This window comes from Streptomyces sp. NPDC110618 (assembly GCF_055657065.1).
Genome location: NZ_JBVKBN010000009.1, coordinates 261,867 through 280,103, shown reverse-complemented (window position 1 = coordinate 280,103; position 18,237 = coordinate 261,867). Strand labels below are relative to the sequence as shown.

General features: G+C 72.4%; 14 protein-coding genes and 1 pseudogene. 7 read left to right on the top strand and 8 right to left on the bottom strand.

Features of this window, described 5'->3' with window-relative positions:
• Positions 1-382: 382 nt before the first annotated feature.
• The 5 genes and pseudogenes from ACZ7L7_RS18440 to pgm all read right to left on the bottom strand — a co-directional run bounded on the left by ACZ7L7_RS18440 (position 383) and on the right by pgm (position 5,950).
• Positions 383-2,854 (bottom strand): hypothetical protein, encoded by a 2,472-nt coding sequence (locus ACZ7L7_RS18440; RefSeq protein WP_471592189.1) that lies wholly within the window; start codon positions 2,852-2,854, stop codon positions 383-385.
• Positions 2,847-3,233, bottom strand: a complete 387-nt coding sequence (locus ACZ7L7_RS18435; RefSeq protein ID WP_453605220.1) for an STAS domain-containing protein — start codon at positions 3,231-3,233, stop codon at positions 2,847-2,849. The genes ACZ7L7_RS18440 and ACZ7L7_RS18435 overlap by 8 nt, the downstream gene beginning before the upstream one ends.
• A gap of 153 nt (positions 3,234-3,386) precedes the next feature.
• Positions 3,387-3,683: pseudogene (locus ACZ7L7_RS18430) on the bottom strand (STAS domain-containing protein); the annotation flags it as partial.
• 61 nt (positions 3,684-3,744) lie between these two features.
• Positions 3,745-4,308, bottom strand: a complete 564-nt coding sequence (locus ACZ7L7_RS18425) for a hypothetical protein (protein ID WP_453605172.1) — start codon at positions 4,306-4,308, stop codon at positions 3,745-3,747.
• A 1-nt stretch (position 4,309) separates the two neighbouring features.
• Positions 4,310-5,950 carry a phosphoglucomutase (alpha-D-glucose-1,6-bisphosphate-dependent) gene (gene pgm / locus ACZ7L7_RS18420; RefSeq protein WP_471428892.1) on the bottom strand — a complete coding sequence of 547 codons (1,641 nt, stop codon included), beginning with the start codon at positions 5,948-5,950 and terminating at the stop codon, positions 4,310-4,312.
• A gap of 113 nt (positions 5,951-6,063) precedes the next feature.
• On the opposite strand from pgm, the gene ACZ7L7_RS18415 reads away from it, so the two are divergent.
• Positions 6,064-6,729, top strand: a complete 666-nt coding sequence (locus ACZ7L7_RS18415) for a class I SAM-dependent methyltransferase (RefSeq protein WP_453605176.1) — start codon at positions 6,064-6,066, stop codon at positions 6,727-6,729.
• A 6-nt stretch (positions 6,730-6,735) separates the two neighbouring features.
• Here the strand turns inward: ACZ7L7_RS18415 and ACZ7L7_RS18410 are convergent, their stop codons facing one another.
• Together ACZ7L7_RS18410 and ACZ7L7_RS18405 are read right to left on the bottom strand one after the other, a co-directional pair.
• Positions 6,736-10,110 (bottom strand): pyruvate carboxylase, encoded by a 3,375-nt coding sequence (locus ACZ7L7_RS18410; RefSeq protein WP_285511917.1) that lies wholly within the window; start codon positions 10,108-10,110, stop codon positions 6,736-6,738.
• 206 nt (positions 10,111-10,316) lie between these two features.
• Positions 10,317-11,399 (bottom strand): hypothetical protein, encoded by a 1,083-nt coding sequence (locus ACZ7L7_RS18405; protein WP_471592186.1) that lies wholly within the window; start codon positions 11,397-11,399, stop codon positions 10,317-10,319.
• Positions 11,400-11,612: 213 nt separating this feature from the next.
• On the opposite strand from ACZ7L7_RS18405, the gene ACZ7L7_RS18400 reads away from it, so the two are divergent.
• On the top strand, positions 11,613-12,695 hold the full coding sequence (locus ACZ7L7_RS18400) for a substrate-binding domain-containing protein (protein WP_472076504.1): 1,083 nt from the start codon (positions 11,613-11,615) through the stop codon (positions 12,693-12,695).
• Here the strand turns inward: ACZ7L7_RS18400 and ACZ7L7_RS18395 are convergent.
• Positions 12,679-13,119: a MarR family winged helix-turn-helix transcriptional regulator gene (locus ACZ7L7_RS18395; RefSeq protein WP_285511914.1), complete on the bottom strand. Its 441-nt coding sequence runs from the start codon at positions 13,117-13,119 to the stop codon at positions 12,679-12,681. The two genes, ACZ7L7_RS18400 and ACZ7L7_RS18395, sit on opposite strands and share 17 nt — an antisense overlap.
• Positions 13,120-13,476: 357 nt before the next feature.
• Between ACZ7L7_RS18395 and urtA the strand changes: the two genes are divergently transcribed.
• Genes urtA through urtE form a run of 5 tightly spaced genes read left to right on the top strand, consistent with a single transcriptional unit; the run spans position 13,477 to position 18,237 of the window.
• Complete coding sequence (gene urtA, locus ACZ7L7_RS18390; protein ID WP_285511913.1) at positions 13,477-14,730, top strand: urea ABC transporter substrate-binding protein; 1,254 nt, start codon at positions 13,477-13,479, stop codon at positions 14,728-14,730.
• Between the two features lie 48 nt (positions 14,731-14,778).
• Positions 14,779-15,663 (top strand): urea ABC transporter permease subunit UrtB, encoded by an 885-nt coding sequence (urtB, locus tag ACZ7L7_RS18385; RefSeq protein ID WP_285511912.1) that lies wholly within the window; start codon positions 14,779-14,781, stop codon positions 15,661-15,663.
• On the top strand, positions 15,660-16,754 hold the full coding sequence (gene urtC, locus ACZ7L7_RS18380) for an urea ABC transporter permease subunit UrtC (protein ID WP_285511911.1): 1,095 nt from the start codon (positions 15,660-15,662) through the stop codon (positions 16,752-16,754). Before urtB ends, urtC begins: the two co-directional genes overlap by 4 nt.
• Entirely contained in the window at positions 16,751-17,539 is a 789-nt protein-coding gene (urtD, locus tag ACZ7L7_RS18375; RefSeq protein WP_453605183.1) for an urea ABC transporter ATP-binding protein UrtD, read from the top strand. Before urtC ends, urtD begins: the two co-directional genes overlap by 4 nt.
• Before the next feature lie 5 nt (positions 17,540-17,544).
• Entirely contained in the window at positions 17,545-18,237 is a 693-nt protein-coding gene (urtE, locus tag ACZ7L7_RS18370; protein ID WP_285512092.1) for an urea ABC transporter ATP-binding subunit UrtE, read from the top strand.

Sequence of the window (18,237 nt, the reverse complement as noted above, 5' to 3'; positions counted from 1 at the left end):
AAGGGCGGGCCCTGCGGCGTCTGGTGCGTGCGATCGCAAGGCGCCGGAGCGCCCTAATAGCGGAGCTATTCGGGCGTTCCGGCAACGCCGCGAGCGTGCGTGCCAGACGCCGCAGGGCAGGCGGGACTTTCGAAACACGCCCTAGGGCCTTTCGTTTGGATCAGCCTGGCTCTGATCGACGGTCCGTCGTGACTGAGCCGAGCGGGGTCTGGTGCGTGCAGCTGCAAGGCGGAGGAGGGAGTCGACGCGATGGGGGTCCCTCCCGCGCGAGCGAAGCCGAGCGTGGGGGAGTCGGCGACCGACGACAACGCGGCTGGGGGTCCCCCCTCTGGGGGAGTGCGTGCCAGGGCCCGCGACGCCGGGATGATCCAAACGACAGGCCCTAAGGGTCGAGCCCCGTCCGCCGCAGCCGGGCCACCGTCTGGGCCGACGCGGCACGCGGGGGCTGGGCCGCGAGAGCGGACAGCAGCCCCTCCCAGGCGTCGAGCAGGCCCGCGTCCACGGCCCCGCGGTAGGCGTCGCGGGCCTCGGCAGTGCGGCCCTGGTCGAGGTAGAGGGCGCCCAGTGCGGCGTACGCCTCCACGTCGCCGGCCTCGCAGGCGCGCAGGTAGGCGCGCTCGGCGGCCGCGGTGTCGTCGCCGGCCTCACGGACGCGGCCCAGGGCGGTCCAGGCGTCCAAGGCGCCGAGGGCGGCGGCCCGGCGGACCGCACGGCGGGAGCCCTCGCGGTCGCCCGCGCGTTCACGCATCCGGGACAGGGCGGCCCAGGCCGCCGGGGAACCCCGCTCGGCGGCCAGGTCGGCGGCGCGTTCCGCGCCCTCGGTGTCCCCGGCGCGTTCCCGGCTGCGGGCCAGCGTGATCCAGGCCTCTACGTCTCCGGCGCGGGCCGCCTCGGCGGCGGCACGGGCGGCGCCCTCGTCGTCGCCGCGTGCGGCCCGGTCCTCCGACAGGGCGGTCCACGCCTCCGGATCGCCGGTACGTACTGCCTGCGCGGCCTGTTCCTCCGCCGCGGCCGTGTCGCCGTCCGCCTCTGCCAGCAGGGCGAGTTCGCGCCAGGCCGCGCCGAAGCCGAGGGCCGCGGCCTCCCGGTGGGCAGCGGCGGCGCCGGACAAGTCACCATCGGTATGGCGGAGTTGGGCGAGCCGGGACCAGCCCTCCGGGTTTCCGGCGTCCGCTCCCCCGGTGGCCGCTTCCACGGCCGCCGTGGTGTCGTCGAGGGCCCAGTGCAGACGGACGAGCAGCGCCCAGGCGGCGGTGACGCCCGCGTCGGCGGCGCGGGTCGCGTGCCGTACCGCCTCGGGGAGGGCACCGGCGCGCTCGGCGACCTGGGCCAGCCCGAGGTGTCCCCAGCCGTCACCCGCGCCCACGGCCTGCTCGAACGCCTTGGCCGCCGCGGGGCCGTCGGCGGCGCGCATCCGGCCGAGGGTGCGCCAGGCCAGGGCGTGCCCGGCGGCAGCCGCCCGCGCCGCGACCTCGTCGGCGGCGGCAGAGTCGCCGGCCTCCTCGCGGATGCGGGCCATGGCGGACCAGGCCCACGCATCGCCCGCCTCCGCGGCGTGCTGGTAGGCGTCGTAGGCGCCCTGCTTGTCCCGCCGGGACTCCCGCGAAACGGCGAGCGCCGCCCAGGCGGCGGGGTCGCTCGCCGCGGTCTCCTCGGCGGCGGCCCGGCCGTCGGTCCGCTCCCGGAGCAGTGCGAGGGCGGCTCGGGCACGCGCCTGGCCCTGGATGACGGCATGCTCGTACAACTGCGCGGCGCAGCCGTAACGGCGGCGCTGTTCGGCGGCCCGGCCCAGGGCGTAGAGGTCATCGGGGGTTCTGGCCCAGATGGCGGTGGCCCAGAACTCGGCGGGCGGTGCGCGGTGGGCCCGTACACGCCGGATGTGCTGCTCCAAGTAGTCGTCGGGGCGGTAACTGTCGGGGTCGCCCACGCCCGGCTCGTACCGTTCGGCGATCAGCGGCGCGGGGCCGTGTGCGGCGGAGGTCAGGGCGCGGATCGCTTCCGGAAACCATTCCTTGCCGGCGGTGGCACGGGAGTTGGCATCCATGAATCCTGCCGCAGCCTCCTTCAGCAGCGCCGCCGGTACGGCGCTGGCGTGCCCGAGCCTGCGCGCCTCCGCCGCCGCGGTCAGTACGGCATGTTCCGGCGCCGTGAACCACTGGTCGGGGCCCATGTCCCAGCGGCGGACCAACTCCGGTCCTCCGGTGAGATGTTGGAAGACCCGGCTGCCGGGGCCCGCGGCGCGGACGGCGGCTGCCAGGCGGGGGTCCCGGGCAGCCGCGGCGGCGACTTCGGGTGCTTGGGCGGGGAGGGCGTCCGGGACCGCGATGCGCGCATGACGTCCGGTCAGCAGCCTCCGTACATACGGAGTTTCGTCGTCGATGCCTTGCGTGAGCCGCCGCAGGTGCTCCGGCCACATGGTGCCCACGATGGCGAGCGGTGCGACTCGGTCGAGGAGCCGGACCAGGCTCCGGGCGACGCGTTCGCCTGCGGCGCCCTGTAGGTAGCGCTGCGTCTCGTCCAGCCACAGGACTGTGCGGGGGCCGATCGCCGCCGCGAGCAGCTCCTCGCCATCGGCGGGATGCAGCACGGGCCAGTCAGGCAGGACATCGACGACCGCCTCGTAGCCGGCGCGTGTCTTCCCGCTCGCGGAGCGGCCCACCAGCAGCACGAACACGGCGTCGTTCGAGGCCGCGGCGCGGGCCAGCCGCTGGCGCAGGGTGTCGTCGTGCGGACGGGTCAGGTACTCGGTCAGCGGCAGGTCGGCCGTGCCGTCGGGGCCGGGAGCGGGGTGCACTCCGAGGCGCACGGGGTCCCAGTGGGCGGCGGTACGACGCCGATCCTCGGTGTCAGGCATAGGCGTTGGCCGCCTGTCGGCCGAGGAACTCGACCGCGGCGTCCACCGTGTCGAACTGGGCAAAAACGGAGGCCAGTCCGGTGATCCGGAACACTTTCCCTATGCGCACGGTCGGGACCGCCACCGCCACCTCCCCGCCGTGCACCCGCACTCGCTTGAGGGCACCGACCAATACGCCGAGTCCGGTCGAGTCGATGAAGGCGATGCCCGCCAGGTCCACGACCAGGAAGTACCGCCCCTGGTTCACCAGGTCCACGAGCACGGTGCGCAGAGCCGGAGCCGTGTAGACGCTGATCTCCAGGTCCCTGTACTCGTTCGCGACGCTCACCACCGTGACGTCGTCGGAGACGTGCTCGTAGGTGTACTCGCCCCGGGTGATGACGCCCTGCTCCAACGGCTGCCGCCTGCTGGCGGCCCGCCCCTCAAGGGCCGCGCCCCGCTTGCGGTCCCGGCGTTCCTCGATGGCCGCGCGCCGCTGCTCGACCCCCTCCTCCGCATACTCGGCGGCAATCGTCGTCACCGCGCTCGGGACGTCGTCGTGGACACGGAAGACACTGGTCAGCCGGGTCTTGGCCAAAACGGTGCGGATCTTCTCACCGGCACCCGCCAGCGCGAGCGTCCCGCCCTTGAAGTGCACCCGCTTCAGTCCGCCCACCAGAGCCCCGAGCTTCGTGCTGTCGATGTCCTCCACCGCACTGAGGTCGACGACGAAGATCAGCCGCCCTTCCTCGGCCAACCGCGCCAGCACCTCACGCAGTTCAGGCGCCCACGAGCCGTCCCCCTCCACCCGCACGACAGTGATGCCGTCGGACCGGTCCTCGTACGACACCTTCGGCTGCACCAGGCCCCCTTCACGTCAGGCACTGCGGATCTTATCCACCCAGGGTGGACTACAAAGGCGCCAGCGCGGCCCGCGCCGCGTCGAGGAACTCCCGCTGCAGAACCGCGTGTTGGCCGCCGGGCGTCGTCGCCAACAGCGCACCGCTCAGCCGCTCCGCCGCCGTGACCGCCCCTTCCGGCCCCTCCAGCCGTACGACATTCAGCGCCTCCCCCACCTCCGCCATCGCCGTGTCGTACTCCCGCCGACGCGCTGTCTCGTCCCCCGTACCGATCGCGTTCCGCCAGGCCTCCAACGCGAGCCGCGCACTGTCGGTCCGGCTGAGGAAGGCCACGTACGCCGCCCTGCGCACCGCCCGTTGGGACGCCAGGTTCTGTTCCGTCAAGGTGCGGCGGGCGACGTCCAGTTGGGCCGTGGCCTGGATCTGGCCCGCGTCCCAGGCGGCGGCGGCCTGTTGGCGGCCCGCCTCCCACGCCGCCGCGGCCTGGCGTTCGCCCGCCGCCCAGGCGGCGGCGGCCTGCCGCTTCGCGGCGGCGAGGGCGAACCAGCCGGTCAGCGCCCCGCCGCCGATCGCGGCACCGGCCGCGATGAGTGCCGTCACCACGGCCTCGCTCATGTCAGCCGCCCAGCGCCGCCAGCACCACGGACCGGGCCTCCTCCTGGACCCGGGCCAGGTGGTCCGCGCCGAGGAAGGACTCGCCGTAGATCTTGTAGACGTCCTCCGTGCCGGAGGGGCGGGCCGCGAACCAGGCGTTGGCGGTGGAGACCTTGATGCCGCCGAGAGCGGCGCCGTTGCCGGGGGCCTCCGTCAGGACCGAGGTGACCGGGTCGCCGGCCAGGGTGTCGGCGGTGACCTGGGCCGGGGACAGCTTCGCCAGCAGCGCCTTCTCCTCGCGGGTGGCGGGCGCGTCGACGCGCGCGTACGCGGGGGCGCCGAAGCGGTCCGTCAGTGCGGCGTAGTGCTGTGACGGGCTCTTCCCGGTGACCGCCGTGATCTCGGAGGCGAGCAGCGCCAGGATGATGCCGTCCTTGTCGGTGGTCCACACCGAGCCGTCCCGGCGCAGGAAGGACGCGCCCGCGGACTCCTCGCCGCCGAAGCCGAGGCTGCCGTCGGACAGGCCGTCGACGAACCACTTGAAGCCGACCGGGACTTCGACCAGCGGGCGGTCCACGTCGGCCGCCACTCGGTCGATCATGCTCGATGACACCAACGTCTTGCCGATTCCGGCAGCCTTCGGCCACTCCTCCCGGTGGGAGAAGAGGTACGAGATCGCCACCGCCAGGTAGTGGTTGGGGTTCATCAGGCCGCCGTCCGGCGTCACGATGCCGTGGCGGTCGGCGTCCGCGTCGTTGCCCGTCGCGATGTCGAAGCGGTCGCGGGCCTCGATGAGCGAGGCCATGGCGTGCGGGGAGGAGCAGTCCATGCGGATCTTGCCGTCCCAGTCCAGCGTCATGAACCGCCAGGTGGGGTCGGTGAGCGGGTTGACGACCGTGAGGTCGAGGCGGTGCGCCTCGGCGATACGGCCCCAGTAGGCCACCGACGCGCCGCCCAGCGGATCCGCGCCGATGCGGACGCCGGCCGAGCGGATCGCGTCGAGGTCGAGCACCTGCGGGAGGTCCGCCACGTACGTGCCCACGAAGTCGTAGCGACCGGTGCCGGGGGCCTTCAGCGCGCGGGTGTACGGGATGCGGCGTACGTCCTTCATTCCGCCGGTGATGATCTCGTTGGCGCGGTCCTGGATCCAGGACGTGGCGTCGGAACCGGCCGGGCCGCCGCTCGGCGGGTTGTACTTGAAGCCGCCGTCGGCGGGCGGGTTGTGGGACGGGGTGACCACCACGCCGTCAGCGAGGCCGGAGGTGCGGCCGCGGTTGTACGTGAGGATCGCGTGCGAGACCGCCGGGGTGGGCGTGTAGCCGTCCGTCTGGTCGATCAGCACCGTGACGTCGTTGGCGGCGAACACCTCCAGCGCGGTGATCCGGGCGGGCTCGGACAGAGCGTGGGTGTCGGCGCCGAGGAACAGGGGGCCGTCGGTGCCCTGCGCGGAGCGGTACTCGCAGATGGCCTGGCTGGTGGCGGCGATGTGGTCCTCGTTGAAGGCCGAGGCGAGGGACGAACCGCGGTGCCCCGAGGTGCCGAAGGCCACCCGCTGACCCGGGTCGGCCGGATCGGGGTGGAGCGCGTAGTACGCCGTGACCAGGCGCGCCACGTCGATGAGATCCTCGGGTCCGGCGACCTGCCCCGCTCGCTCGTGCTGCATCTTCCCCGCTCCTCCGCAAGGTTCGACCGTCGGTGGAACCCCATTCTCCCCCGTCACGGGCATACCGACGCGCACCCGGCCGCCGTTGTGGCCCGGACACGCCGGGTGCGAGGATGCGGGCCGACGAGCGAGGAAGGGACACCGACGTGCCGTACGAGGACCAACGCCCGCCCGCCGCCGTGGTGTTCGACGCGCTGGGCGCCGACTACGAAAGGGCGTTCGCGCACGCTCCCGCGCATCTGGACGCGCTGCGGTGGCTCGCCGGGCAGGTGCCACCGGGTGCCCGGATCCTGGACGTGGGCAGCGGCACCGGGCGGCCCACCGCGGCCGTACTCGCCGAGGCCGGGCACTCCGTGCTCGGGGTCGATGTGTCCCCCGTGATGGTGGACATCGCCGCCCGCCAGGTCCCCGGCGCCGAGTTCCACCACGCCGACATCCGTGAACTCCCGCTGGAGGAAGGGTCGTTCGACGCGGTCTGCGTGTTCTTCTCACTGCTCCAGATGTCCCGCGCGGAACAGTCCGCGCTGCTGCGGCGGCTGGCCCGCGCCCTCAGGCCCGGCGGGCACCTGGTGCTGGCCACGGTGCCCGCCGATGTGGAGGACCTGGAGATCGTGTTCATGGGGCAGCCGGTCCGGGCGACCTCCTTCGCCGAGGACGCCTTCGCCGCCCTGGCGGAGGAGGCCGGGCTGACGGTGCTGGAGCGGCACAGCACCGTCTTCACCCCGGACCATCCCGGGGCGGGGCCGGAGCCCCACCTGTTCCTGTACTGCCGCCGCTGACGACGGTCAGGAGATCTCGACCAGCAGGTCACCGCCCTCGACCTGCTGGATGCGGTTCACGGCGAGCCGGGAGACGGTGCCGTCCTTGGCGGCGGTGATGGACGCCTCCATCTTCATCGCCTCGATGGTGGCCACCGTCGCGCCCGCCTTCACCTGGTCGCCCTCGGCGACCGCCAGGGTCACCACGCCCGCGAACGGGGCCGCGACATGGCCGGGGTTGGAGCGGTCGGCCTTCTCGGTGACCGGGAGGTCCGAGGCGACGCCCCGGTCGCGGACCTGGATGGGCCGCAACTGCCCGTTCAGGGTGGACATCACCGTCCGCATGCCCCGCTCGTCCGCGTCGCCGATCGCCTGCAGCTCGATCAGCAGCCGCACCCCGGGCTCCAGGTCGATGGCGTACTCCTTGGCCTGGCGCAGACCGTAGAAGAAGTCCTTGCTGTCCAGGACGCTGGTGTCGCCGAAGGTCTGGCGGTGGGTCTCGAACTCGCGGGTCGGGCCGGGGAACAGCAGCCGGTTGAGGGTGGCGCGGCGCTCCTTGACCAGTCCGTCGCGGTCGGTGTCGGTGAGTTCGACGGGCGGCTTGGCCTCGGCGCGGCCGCGCAGCGCCTTGCTGCGGAACGGCTCGGGCCAGCCGCCGGGCGGGGTGCCGAGTTCGCCGCGCAGGAAGCCGATGACGGAGTCGGGGATGTCGAAGCGGTCGGGCGACTGTTCGAAGTCGGCCGGGTCGACGTCCGCGCCCACCAGGTGCAGGGCGAGGTCGCCGACGACCTTGGAGGACGGGGTGACCTTGACCAGGCGGCCGAGCATGCGGTCGGCGGCGGCGTACATGGCCTCGATCTCCTCGAAGCGGTCGCCGAGGCCGAGCGCGATGGCCTGGGTGCGCAGGTTGGAGAGCTGGCCGCCGGGGATCTCGTGGTGGTAGACGCGGCCGGTGGGCGCGGGCAGTCCGGCCTCGAAGGGCGCGTACACCTTGCGGACGCCCTCCCAGTACGGCTCCAGGTCGCCGACGGCCTGGATGTCGAGTCCGGTCGGGCGGTCGGAGTGGTCGGTGGCGGCGACGATCGCCGACAGGGGCGGCTGGGAGGTGGTGCCCGCCATGGAGGCCACGGCCCCGTCGACGGCGTCGGCACCGGCCTGGATGGCGGCCAGGTAGGTGGCGAGCTGGCCGCCAGCCGTGTCGTGGGTGTGCAGGTGCACCGGCAGGTCGAACTCCCGGCGCAGCGCCGATACGAGGGTGGCGGCGGCCGGGGCGCGCAGCAGTCCGGCCATGTCCTTCACGGCGAGGACGTGGGCGCCCGCGTCGACGATCTTCTCGGCGAGGCGCAGGTAGTAGTCGAGGGTGTACAGGCGCTCGCCCGGGTCGGACAGGTCGGCGGTGTAGCAGAGGGCCACCTCGGCGACGGCGGTGCCGGTCTCGCGTACGGCGTCGATGGCGGGGCGCATCTGGTCGACATCGTTGAGGGCGTCGAAGATGCGGAAGATGTCGATGCCGGTGGCGGCGGCCTCCTGCACGAAGGCGTCGGTGACCTCGGTCGGGTACGGGGTGTATCCGACGGTGTTGCGGCCCCGGAGCAGCATCTGGAGGCAGATGTTGGGGACGGCCTCGCGCAGGGCGGCGAGCCGTTCCCAGGGGTCCTCGGCGAGGAAGCGCAGGGCGACGTCGTAGGTGGCGCCGCCCCAGCACTCCAGGGAGAGCAGCTGCGGGAGGGTGCGGGCGACCACGGGGGCGACGTTGAGCATGTCCTTGGTGCGCACGCGGGTGGCGAGCAGGGACTGGTGGGCGTCGCGGAAGGTGGTGTCGGTGACGCCGAGGGTCGGTGACTCGCGCAGGCTGCGGGCGAAGCCCTCGGGGCCGAGTTCGACCAGCCGCTGGCGCGATCCGGCCGGGGGCAGACCCTCGGGCAGCCGGGGCAGCTTGGCGAGCGGGTCGGCGAGGTCGGGGCGTTCGCCGTGCGGCCGGTTGACGGTGACGTCGGCGAGGTAGGTCAGCAGCTTGGTGCCGCGGTCGGCGCTGTGCCGGGCGGTGAGCAGGTGCGGGCGCCGCTCGATGAAGGAGGTGGTGACCCGGCCCGCCTGGAAGTCCGGGTCGTCCAGGACCGCCTGGAGGAAGGGGATGTTGGTGGCGACACCGCGGATGCGGAACTCGGCGACGGCGCGCCGGGCGCGGCCCACCGCGGCGGCGAAGTCGCGGCCCCGGCAGGTCAGCTTGACCAGCATGGAGTCGAAGTGGGCGCTGATCTCCGTACCGGCGTGGGTGGTGCCGCCGTCGAGGCGGATGCCGGAGCCGCCGGGCGAACGGTAGGCGCTGATCCGGCCGGTGTCGGGGCGGAAGCCGTTGGCGGGGTCCTCGGTGGTGATACGGCACTGCAGGGCCGCGCCGCGCAGGGTGATGGTCTCCTGGGCGAGCCCGAGGTCGGCCAGGCTCTCGCCGGCGGCGATGCGCAGCTGGGCCTGGACCAGGTCGACGTCGGTGACCTCCTCGGTGACCGTGTGCTCGACCTGGATGCGCGGGTTCATCTCGATGAAGACGTGGTTGCCGTCGCGGTCCAGGAGGAACTCCACGGTGCCCGCGTTGCGGTAGCCGATCTGGCGGGCGAAGCGGACGGCGTCGGCGCAGATCCGGTCGCGCAGTTCGGGGTCGAGGTTGGGGGCGGGCGCGAGTTCGATGACCTTCTGGTGGCGGCGCTGCACCGAGCAGTCCCGCTCGTAGAGGTGGATGACGTCGCCGTGGCTGTCGGCGAGGATCTGCACCTCGATGTGGCGGGGTTCGACGACGGCCTTCTCCAGGAAGACGGTGGGGTCGCCGAACGCGGACGCCGCCTCGCGGGAGGCCGCCTCGATGGCCTCCCTGAGCTGGGCGGGCTCCTCCACGCGGCGCATGCCGCGTCCGCCGCCGCCCGCGACGGCCTTGACGAACACCGGGAAGCCGATGTCCTCGGCGGCGCGCACCAGTTCGTCCACGTCCGTGGAGGGTTCGGAGGAGCCGAGTACGGGGACTCCGGCCGCGCGCGCGGCGGCCACGGCACGGGCCTTGTTGCCGGTCAGCTCCAGGATGTCGGCGCCGGGTCCGACGAAGGTGATGCCGGCGGCCTCGCAGGCGCGGGCGAGTTCGGGGTTCTCGGAGAGGAATCCGTAGCCGGGGTAGACGGCGTCCGCTCCGGCGCGGCGGGCCGCGGCGACGATCTCGTCCACGGAGAGGTAGGCGCGCACCGGGTGTCCGGGCTGGCCGATCTCGTAGGCCTCGTCGGCCTTCAGGCGGTGCAGCGAGTTGCGGTCCTCGTGCGGGAAGACGGCGACGGTGCGCGCGCCCAGCTCATAGCCCGCCCGGAAGGCCCGAATCGCGATCTCGCCACGGTTGGCGACCAGCACCTTGCGGAACATACGTGATCCCTTCGCCCGGCGTGAGGTGCCCCCATGGTGTCGGCCACATGTCACTTTGGCCATGTGAACCTGGCCACGGAGTGCCGCCGGGCCGCCGCACTTCACTCCGGCGGCCCGGTCTCACCGCACGCGGAGGGCGGGTTCGGTCCCCCTCACCCCACACGGTGCACGGGTTCAGTCGCCCTCACCTCACACGGCGGACGGGTTCAGTCGCCCCCGCCGCCACCGCCGCCGTCTCCCCCGCCCCCGCCGTCGCCGCCTCCGTCGCCCCAGCCGCCGGAGTCACTGCCCCCGTCCCCGCCGTCGGAGCCCCAGCCGTCGGCGCCGCCGGACTCGTTGTCGTCGCTGCCGAAGCCGATGTTGCTGAACCAGGGGCGGTCCCACCACTCGTCCACGGCGATGGGCTCGCCGAAGTCCGTGCGGCGCTTCCTGGCCCGGAAGCGGGCCCGGCCCGTGGTGTCGCCGAGCCCGAAGGTGACGGCGAAGGCCTGGGCCATCACGGCGTCCAGCGGGTCGCCGCTCTCGTAGTGCACGGGCGTCAGCGGCCGGAGCACGGCACCCGCCTCCGGTTCCACCGCTCCCTCGGGCCGGACGAGGAGGGCGACCGGACGATCGTCGCGCAGCAGCCGCGAACCGTTGGAGTTCTCCCGCTTGAGTACCCACCGCTGTCCGGGCAGCGTCACCTCCACGTACCGCTTCGACTTGCGCTTGCGGCCCTGGAGGACGAGCCGGGCGGAGTGCTCCCCGACGGTCATCGTCAGCCCCTGGGAGGGATCGGAGTGCTGTCCGGTGAATCCGTAGGGCGCGCGGATCCGCACGGCGGGGGCGTGCGGGCCCCAGACGTCCACCCGTACCAGGTGGCGGTCGACGGCGACGGCGATGGGTCCGGCCGGCCCGTGGGCGAACCGGCGGGCCAGCCACAGCGGTACGCCCTCGGCCTCGGCCCTGCGGGCGTGCGCGGCCACCGCGTCCGGACCGCCGCTGAGTCGTACCGCCAGTTCCCCGAGCGTGCGTGCGAACTCGGCGGCGTCGCGCACCTTCAGCGGTTTGCTGGTACCGGTGACGCGGGTGACCGGCACCAGTCCCGGCCCGTCCGGCAGCCTGTCCAGCGCGCGCTCGGCGCCGCCGCTGCCGAGCCACTGGCCGCGCAGACAGGCGTCGGCCATGGCCACGAGGTTCAGCTCGTACAGCGGTGTGATCCGGCCGCCTCTGCGCAGCCCGGTGTCCGTCAGTTCCACGACGCGCGCGAGCGGATTCCACGACCGCTCGCCGTAGAGCACCTGATTCACCACTACCCCCCGTCGTACCGGTACTTCCCCGGGGTCGCCCCCGCCCACTCAGAGTGCCTGCGGACGGCCCGCGGTTCCCGTCGCCGCACGTCGGCACGGCGAGCATTGTCAACCATCGTGCGCCGGTCTAGGCTCCGTCGTCGCGGGAGATCCTCAGCAAGGGCGCCGGGGCCGAACTCCACGCCCGCCGCGGAAATCCCCCGGAGGTGCCTGGTGCACACGACGGCAGCGCAGCTGTCCTCGGACCGACGGGACGTCCTCCTCGTCGCACTCGTCATCCCCCTGCACGGACCGGCCGGGATCTTCGGTCTGTCCTGTGAACTGTCCGCGCGGCTGGCGGCGGAGGAGCTGAACGCCGCGGGCGGTGTCCTGGACCGAGAGGTGCGCCTCGTCGTCGTGGACGGCGGCGGGGCGCCCGGGCAGGTCGCGGACGAGGTGGCCGGTCTGGTGGCGCTGGGTGCGGTGGACGCGGTGGTCGGCTGGCACGACTCGGCGGTGCGCCGGGCCCTGGCACCCCGGATCGCGCACCGGGTGCCGTACATCTACACCGCGCAGTACGAGGGCGGTGAGCAGACTCCCGGCGTGTTCCTCACGGGCGAGACCGATGTGCGGCAACTCGGTCCGGCGATGCGGCTGTTGAGCGCGGCGACCGGTGCGCGGCGCTGGTGCACGGTGGGCAGTGACTACGTCTGGCCGCGGGTGACCGCCCGCACCGCGCGCCGGGTCGCCGGGGAGTGCGGCGGCCGGGTCGTGGACGAGGTGTTCGTGCCGCTGGGCACCGAGGAGTTCGGGCCGGTGGTGCGCCGGGTGGAGACCTGCGGGGCGGACGCGGTACTGATGCTGCTGCTCGGGGACGACGCGGTGCGTTTCGGCCGGGAGTTCGCGGCGGTGGGGCTGCACCAGCGCTGCATACGGCTGAGCACCCACATGGACGAGAACCTGCTCCTGGCGACCGGCGCGGACGCGGCCGAGGGTCTGTGGGCGGCGGCCGGTTACTTCGACTCCCTGATGACCTCCGAGAGCCTGTCCTTCGGGCACCGCTACGCCCGCCGCTTCGGCGACGAGGCGCCGGTCGCGGGCAGCCTCGGCGAGTCCTGCTTCGAGGGGATGATGCTGCTCGGGGCGCTCGCGCGGCGGCGCGGGTCGCTGGCGGTGTCGGCGCCGCCGGGACCGGACGACACGGTCTGCTACGAGGGCCCCCGGGGCGCGTTGCGGCTGCGCGGCAACCATCTCGAACAGCGGCTGTACCTCGCCCGCGCGGACGCGCTGGACTTCGAGATCACCGCTCAGCTGTGATCCGTACCGGGGTGCCCTCCAGTACGGACTCAAGACGCGCCAGTGCCTCCTCCAGCTCGCGTACGTCCGGCAGTTGGGCCAGCACCTCGTCCTGCGCCCGCTCCGCCAGGGCCGCCACCGCGCGGTGCCGGGTGCGGCCTCGGGCGGAGAGGTAGACCAGGACGCGGCGGCCGTCGCCGGGGTCCTTGCGGCGGTAGACCCAGGTGGCGGACACCATGCGGTCGACCAGCTTGGTGAGGCTGGGCGCGGGCATCAGCGCGCGGTCGGCGACATCGGACATGGTGTGTCCGCGGCCGTCCGAGAGCAGCGACAGCACCCGCCACTCCTCGACGGAGCAGCTCTCGGCCTCCAGCGCGGCGGCCAGCCGACGGGTCATCAACCGCTCCGCGCTGCTGAGCAGTCGGGGGAGATCGCGGGGACTCACAGCGCCGACCCTACCTTCCCCCGCACGTGCTTTCCACAGAAAGAATCCGCGCCCGGAGCGTGCGGAGCGCCGCTGACCGCTGTCATCCCGGCACCGGGGGCGCGCGCCCCAACTCCCGTGCGCCGTCTATTACTTCCAACAGAAATTATTCATCAACGGTGCCGAAACGTCGGGGTAACAGCACGGGCGCAGTCTGTGACCGCACTTCGGTCCACCAGCTAGGCCGCCACCGCACCGTACGGCTGGGAATGCGCGCGCCCACCGCAGCGCCCTTCACGCCCTGAGTGTCTGCACGTGCCCGTCCCCGAAAAGACCCTCACTCTTCCCAGCGCCCCTGACGGGGCAAGGAGGTTGCGCATGTCCGGGCTCAGCATCAGCCGTCGCGGTCTGTTCACGGGCGTCACCGCCCTCGGCGCGTCCGCCGCGCTCAGCGCGTGCGGCGCCAAGACCGGTGACGACACCTCGTCCGGCTCCGCGGCCAAGGCCGACACCTCGGGCAGCACGGTCAAGGTCGGGCTGCTCAACTCGCTCTCGGGCACCATGGCCATCAGCGAGGTGACGGTCCACAACGCGCTGCTCCTGGCCGTCGAGGAGATCAACGCGGCCGGCGGTGTGCTCGGCAAGAAGCTGAAGCCGGTCAGCCAGGACGGTGCCTCCGACTGGCCGACCTTCGCGGAGAAGGCCGAGGGCCTGATCAAGGACGACAAGGTCGTCGCCACCTTCGGCTGCTGGACCTCCGCCAGCCGCAAGGCGGTCAAGCCGGTCTTCGAGCGGTACAAGTCGCTGCTGTTCTACCCGGTGCAGTACGAGGGCCTGGAGCAGTCGCCGTACATCTTCTACACCGGCGCGACCACCAACCAGCAGATCGTGCCCGCGCTCGACTACCTGAAGAAGCAGGGGCTGACCCGCCTGTACCTGGTGGGCAGCGACTACGTCTTCCCGCGCACCGCCAACAAGATCATCAAGGCGTACGCGGACGCCAACGGCATGAAGGTGGTCGGAGAGGACTACGCGCCCCTCGGCTCCACGGAGTTCAGCACGATCGTCAACAAGGTCAAGGACTCCGGCGCCGACGCGGTGTTCAACACCCTCAACGGCGACAGCAACGTGGCCTTCTTCAAGGAGTACAAGTCCTCCGGCCTGACCGCGAAGAAGATGCCGGTGCTGTCGGTGTCCATCGCCGAGGAGGAGGTCAAGAGCATCGGTACGCAGTACCTGGAGGGCCAGTTGACCGCCTGGAACTACTACCAGACCACTCCCGGGACGGCCAACTCCGACTTCGTGAAGGCGTACCAGGCGAAGTACGGCAAGGACAAGCCGACCAGCGACCCGATGGAGGCCGCGTACCTCTCGCTGCACCTGTGGAAGGCGATGGTCGAGAAGGCGGGCTCGTTCGACGTCGCCAAGGTCAAGGCGGCCTCCGACGGCATCACCTTCGACGCGCCCGAGGGCAAGGTCACCGTGGACGGCACCACCCAGCACGTCCACAAGACGGCCCGCATAGGCAAGGTCGGCGCGGACGGCCTCATCGAGGAGGTCTGGAACTCGGGCAAGCCCATCGAGCCCGACCCGTACTTGAAGGGCTACTCCTGGGCGTCCGGCCTGTCCTGACCCGCCGCGCTCCGACCCGCACCCCCGTCCCCGACCCGGAGCCGCTGCATGACGGTCATCCTCAACCAGAGCTTCACCGGCATCAGTATCGGTGCCGTCCTCCTGCTCATCGCGCTCGGACTGACGCTGACGTTCGGTCAGATGGGCGTCATCAACATGGCGCACGGCGAGTTCATCATGGCCGGCGCGTACACCACGTACGTGCTCCAGCAGTCCATCAGCGCGGCCGGCCTCTCCCTGCTGGCCGCGCTGCCGCTGGCCTTCCTCGTCGCCGGAACCCTCGGCGCGCTGCTGGAATGGCTGCTGATCCGCCGCCTCTACACCCGTCCCCTCGACACCCTGCTGGTGACCTGGGGTGTCTCCCTGATGCTCCAGCAGCTCGCCCGCGACATCTTCGGCGCACCCAACGTGCAGACCCGCGCGCCGGATCTGCTCACCGGGAACATCTCGGTCGGCGGCGTCACCTTCGCCAACAGCAGGCTGTTCATCCTCGGACTCGCGCTGCTGTGCGTGCTCGGGCTCACGCTGGTGCTGCGGCTGACGCCGCTGGGCCGCCGGATCCGGGCCGTGGTGCAGAACCGCGACCTCGCCGAGGTGTCCGGCATCGCCTCCGAACGGGTCGACCGCACGACCTTCTTCATCGGCTCGGGCCTGGCGGGCGTGGCCGGGGTCGCGCTCACCCTGGTCGGACCGATCGGCCCGACGATGGGCACCAACTACATCGTCGACGCCTTCCTCGTGGTGGTCGTGGGCGGCATCGGGCAGCTCAAGGGCAGCGTGATCACCGCGTTCGTGCTCGGCGTGCTCCAGGCGGTGCTGGAGTACTCGACCACGATCAGCGTCGCGAAGGTCGCCGTGCTCGTGGCGATCGTCGCCTTCCTCCAGTGGCGGCCCCAGGGCCTGTACACCCTGCGCACCCGGAGCCTGGCATGACGACGACGACCGTGACCTCCCCCTCGCCGCTCGCCCGTTTCCGGGCACCCGGCGGCTTCCTCCTCGGTGCCGTGCTGCTGCTCGGTGCGGCGCCCCTGGTCCTGCCCGACTTCCGGCTCTCCCTGCTGGCCAAGTACCTGTGCTACGCGATCGTGGCCGTCGGCGTCAGCCTGGCCTGGGGGCGCGGCGGGCTGCTGGTGCTCGGCCAGGGCGTCTTCTTCGGCCTCGGCGGCTACGCCATGGCGATGCACCTCAAGCTCGCGGACGCGACGGCGGCCGGCGAGACGCTCCCCGACTTCATGCAGCTGTACGGCACTTCGGACGCGCTGCCCTGGTGGTGGGAGCCGTTCAGGAGCCCGCTGTTCGCGCTCGCCATGACGGTGCTGCTGCCGATGGCGGTCGCCGCGGCGCTCGGCTTCTTCGTCTTCCGCCGCCGGGTCAAGGGTGCCTACTTCGCGATCCTGAGCCAGGCGCTGGCCGCCGCGCTCGCCATCTGGCTGGTCGGCCAGCAGGCCACGACGGGCGGCACCAATGGACTCACCGACATCCAGGGCTTCTTCGGCTACGACCTCAACGACCCGGTCAACCAGCGGATGGTGTATCTCGTCATCGCCGCCGCTCTGCTCCTGGTGATGGCCCTGGCCCGGCAGTTGTTCCTGAGCCGCTTCGGTGAACTCCTCGTCGCGGTACGGGACTCCGAGGAACGGGTGCGGTTCCTCGGGTACAACCCGGCCAACGTCAAGCTGGTGGCGTATGTCGTGGCCGCCGGGATGGCGGGGCTGGCCGGGGCGCTGTTCGTCCCGGCCGTGGGGATCATCTCGCCCGCGCTGATCGGCATCGTGCCGTCCATCGGCTTCGTCATCGGCGCGGCCGTCGGCGGGCGGGCCTCGCTGGTGGGGGCGGTGCTCGGCGCGATCGCGGTGGCCTGGGCGCAGAGCACGCTCTCGGACGCCTTCCCGGCCGCGTGGACGTATCTGCAGGGCCTGTTGTTCGTCGTCGCGGTCGGCTTCCTGCCGGGGGGCCTGGCCTCCCTGGCGACCGTGCTGCGCAACCGCCGTACCCGACCCACCGGTTCAGGAGGGACCGCATGAAGGGCGAGCTGAAGGGTGAGGGACTGACCGTCCGCGATCTGCGGGTGACGTTCGACGGGTTCACCGCCGTCGACGGCGTCGACCTGGACATCCGCCCCGGCGACCTGCGCTTTCTGATCGGCCCGAACGGCGCCGGAAAGACCACGCTGGTCGACGCCGTCACCGGGCTGGTGAAGGCCACCGGCTCGGCTCGCTTCGGCGGCCAGGAGCTGCTGGGCCGGCCGGTGCAGGCGATCGCCCGCGCGGGCATCGGCCGCACCTTCCAGACGGCCACGGTGTTCGAGAACTTGACGGTCCTTCAGAACCTGGACATCGCGGCGGGCGCCGGCCGGGGCTGGTGGACGATGCTGCGGCGCCGCAAGGAGGTACCTGAGTCGGTCGAGCGGGCGCTGGAGACGATCGGCCTGACCGCGCTCCGGGACCGTCCGGCCGGGGTGCTCGCGCACGGGCAGAAGCAGTGGCTGGAGATCGGCATGCTGCTGGTGCAGGACGTCCGGCTGCTGCTGCTCGACGAGCCGGTCGCCGGGATGAGCCATGACGAACGGCAGGCGACGGGCGAGCTGTTGCAGCGGATCAGCGAGGAGCGGACTGTCGTCGTCATCGAGCACGACATGGACTTCATGCGCTCCTTCGCCCGCAGCGTCAGCGTCCTGCACGCCGGGCGGATGCTCAGCGAGGGGACGGTCGCCGAGGTCCAGGCCGACGCCAGGGTCCAGGAGGTCTATCTCGGGCGGGCCGCCGAACCGGCGCCCTCGGAGCCCGTCGCGACGGCCCAGGAGGCGTGAGCGGCATGCTGGAGATCACCGATGTACGGGCCGGATACGACCGCAGCCCCGTCCTGCACGAGGTCACCGTCGCCGTCCCGAAGGACGGGGTGGCCGCTGTCCTCGGTCACAACGGCGCCGGGAAGAGCACCCTGTTGAGGGTGGCGATGGGCCTGCTCAGGCCCAAGGGCGGCCGGGTGCTGCTGGACGGGGAGGACATCACCCGGCTCGCCCCGCACCAGCGGGTCGCCCGGGGTATGGCGTACGTGCCGCAGGGGCAGCAGTCCTTCCCGCACCTGACCACCGCGGAGAACCTTCAACTGGTGGCCGACGGCCGGAGCAACGGCAGGGCGGCTGTCGCCGAGGTGCTGGACCTTTTCCCGGCCCTGCGGGAGCTGTCCGGCCGTCGCGCGGGCCTGCTCTCCGGGGGCCAGCGCCAGCAACTGGCCATCGCCCGGGCCCTGATCACCTCACCGAGGCTGCTTCTGCTGGACGAGCCGACCGAGGGCATCCAGCCCTCCGTCGTCGCGGAGATCGAGGAGACGATCCTCGTGCTGTCGCGCCGCGGCGGGCTGTCCGTCCTGCTCGTCGAGCAGCACGTGGGCTTCGCCATGCGTGCCGCCCAGCGCTACTGCATCCTGGAGGCGGGCCGGGTGACCTCCTCCGGCGAGGGCGGTGCCCAGGCGGAGGGGGCGGTGCGGGAGGCGCTCAGCGTGTGA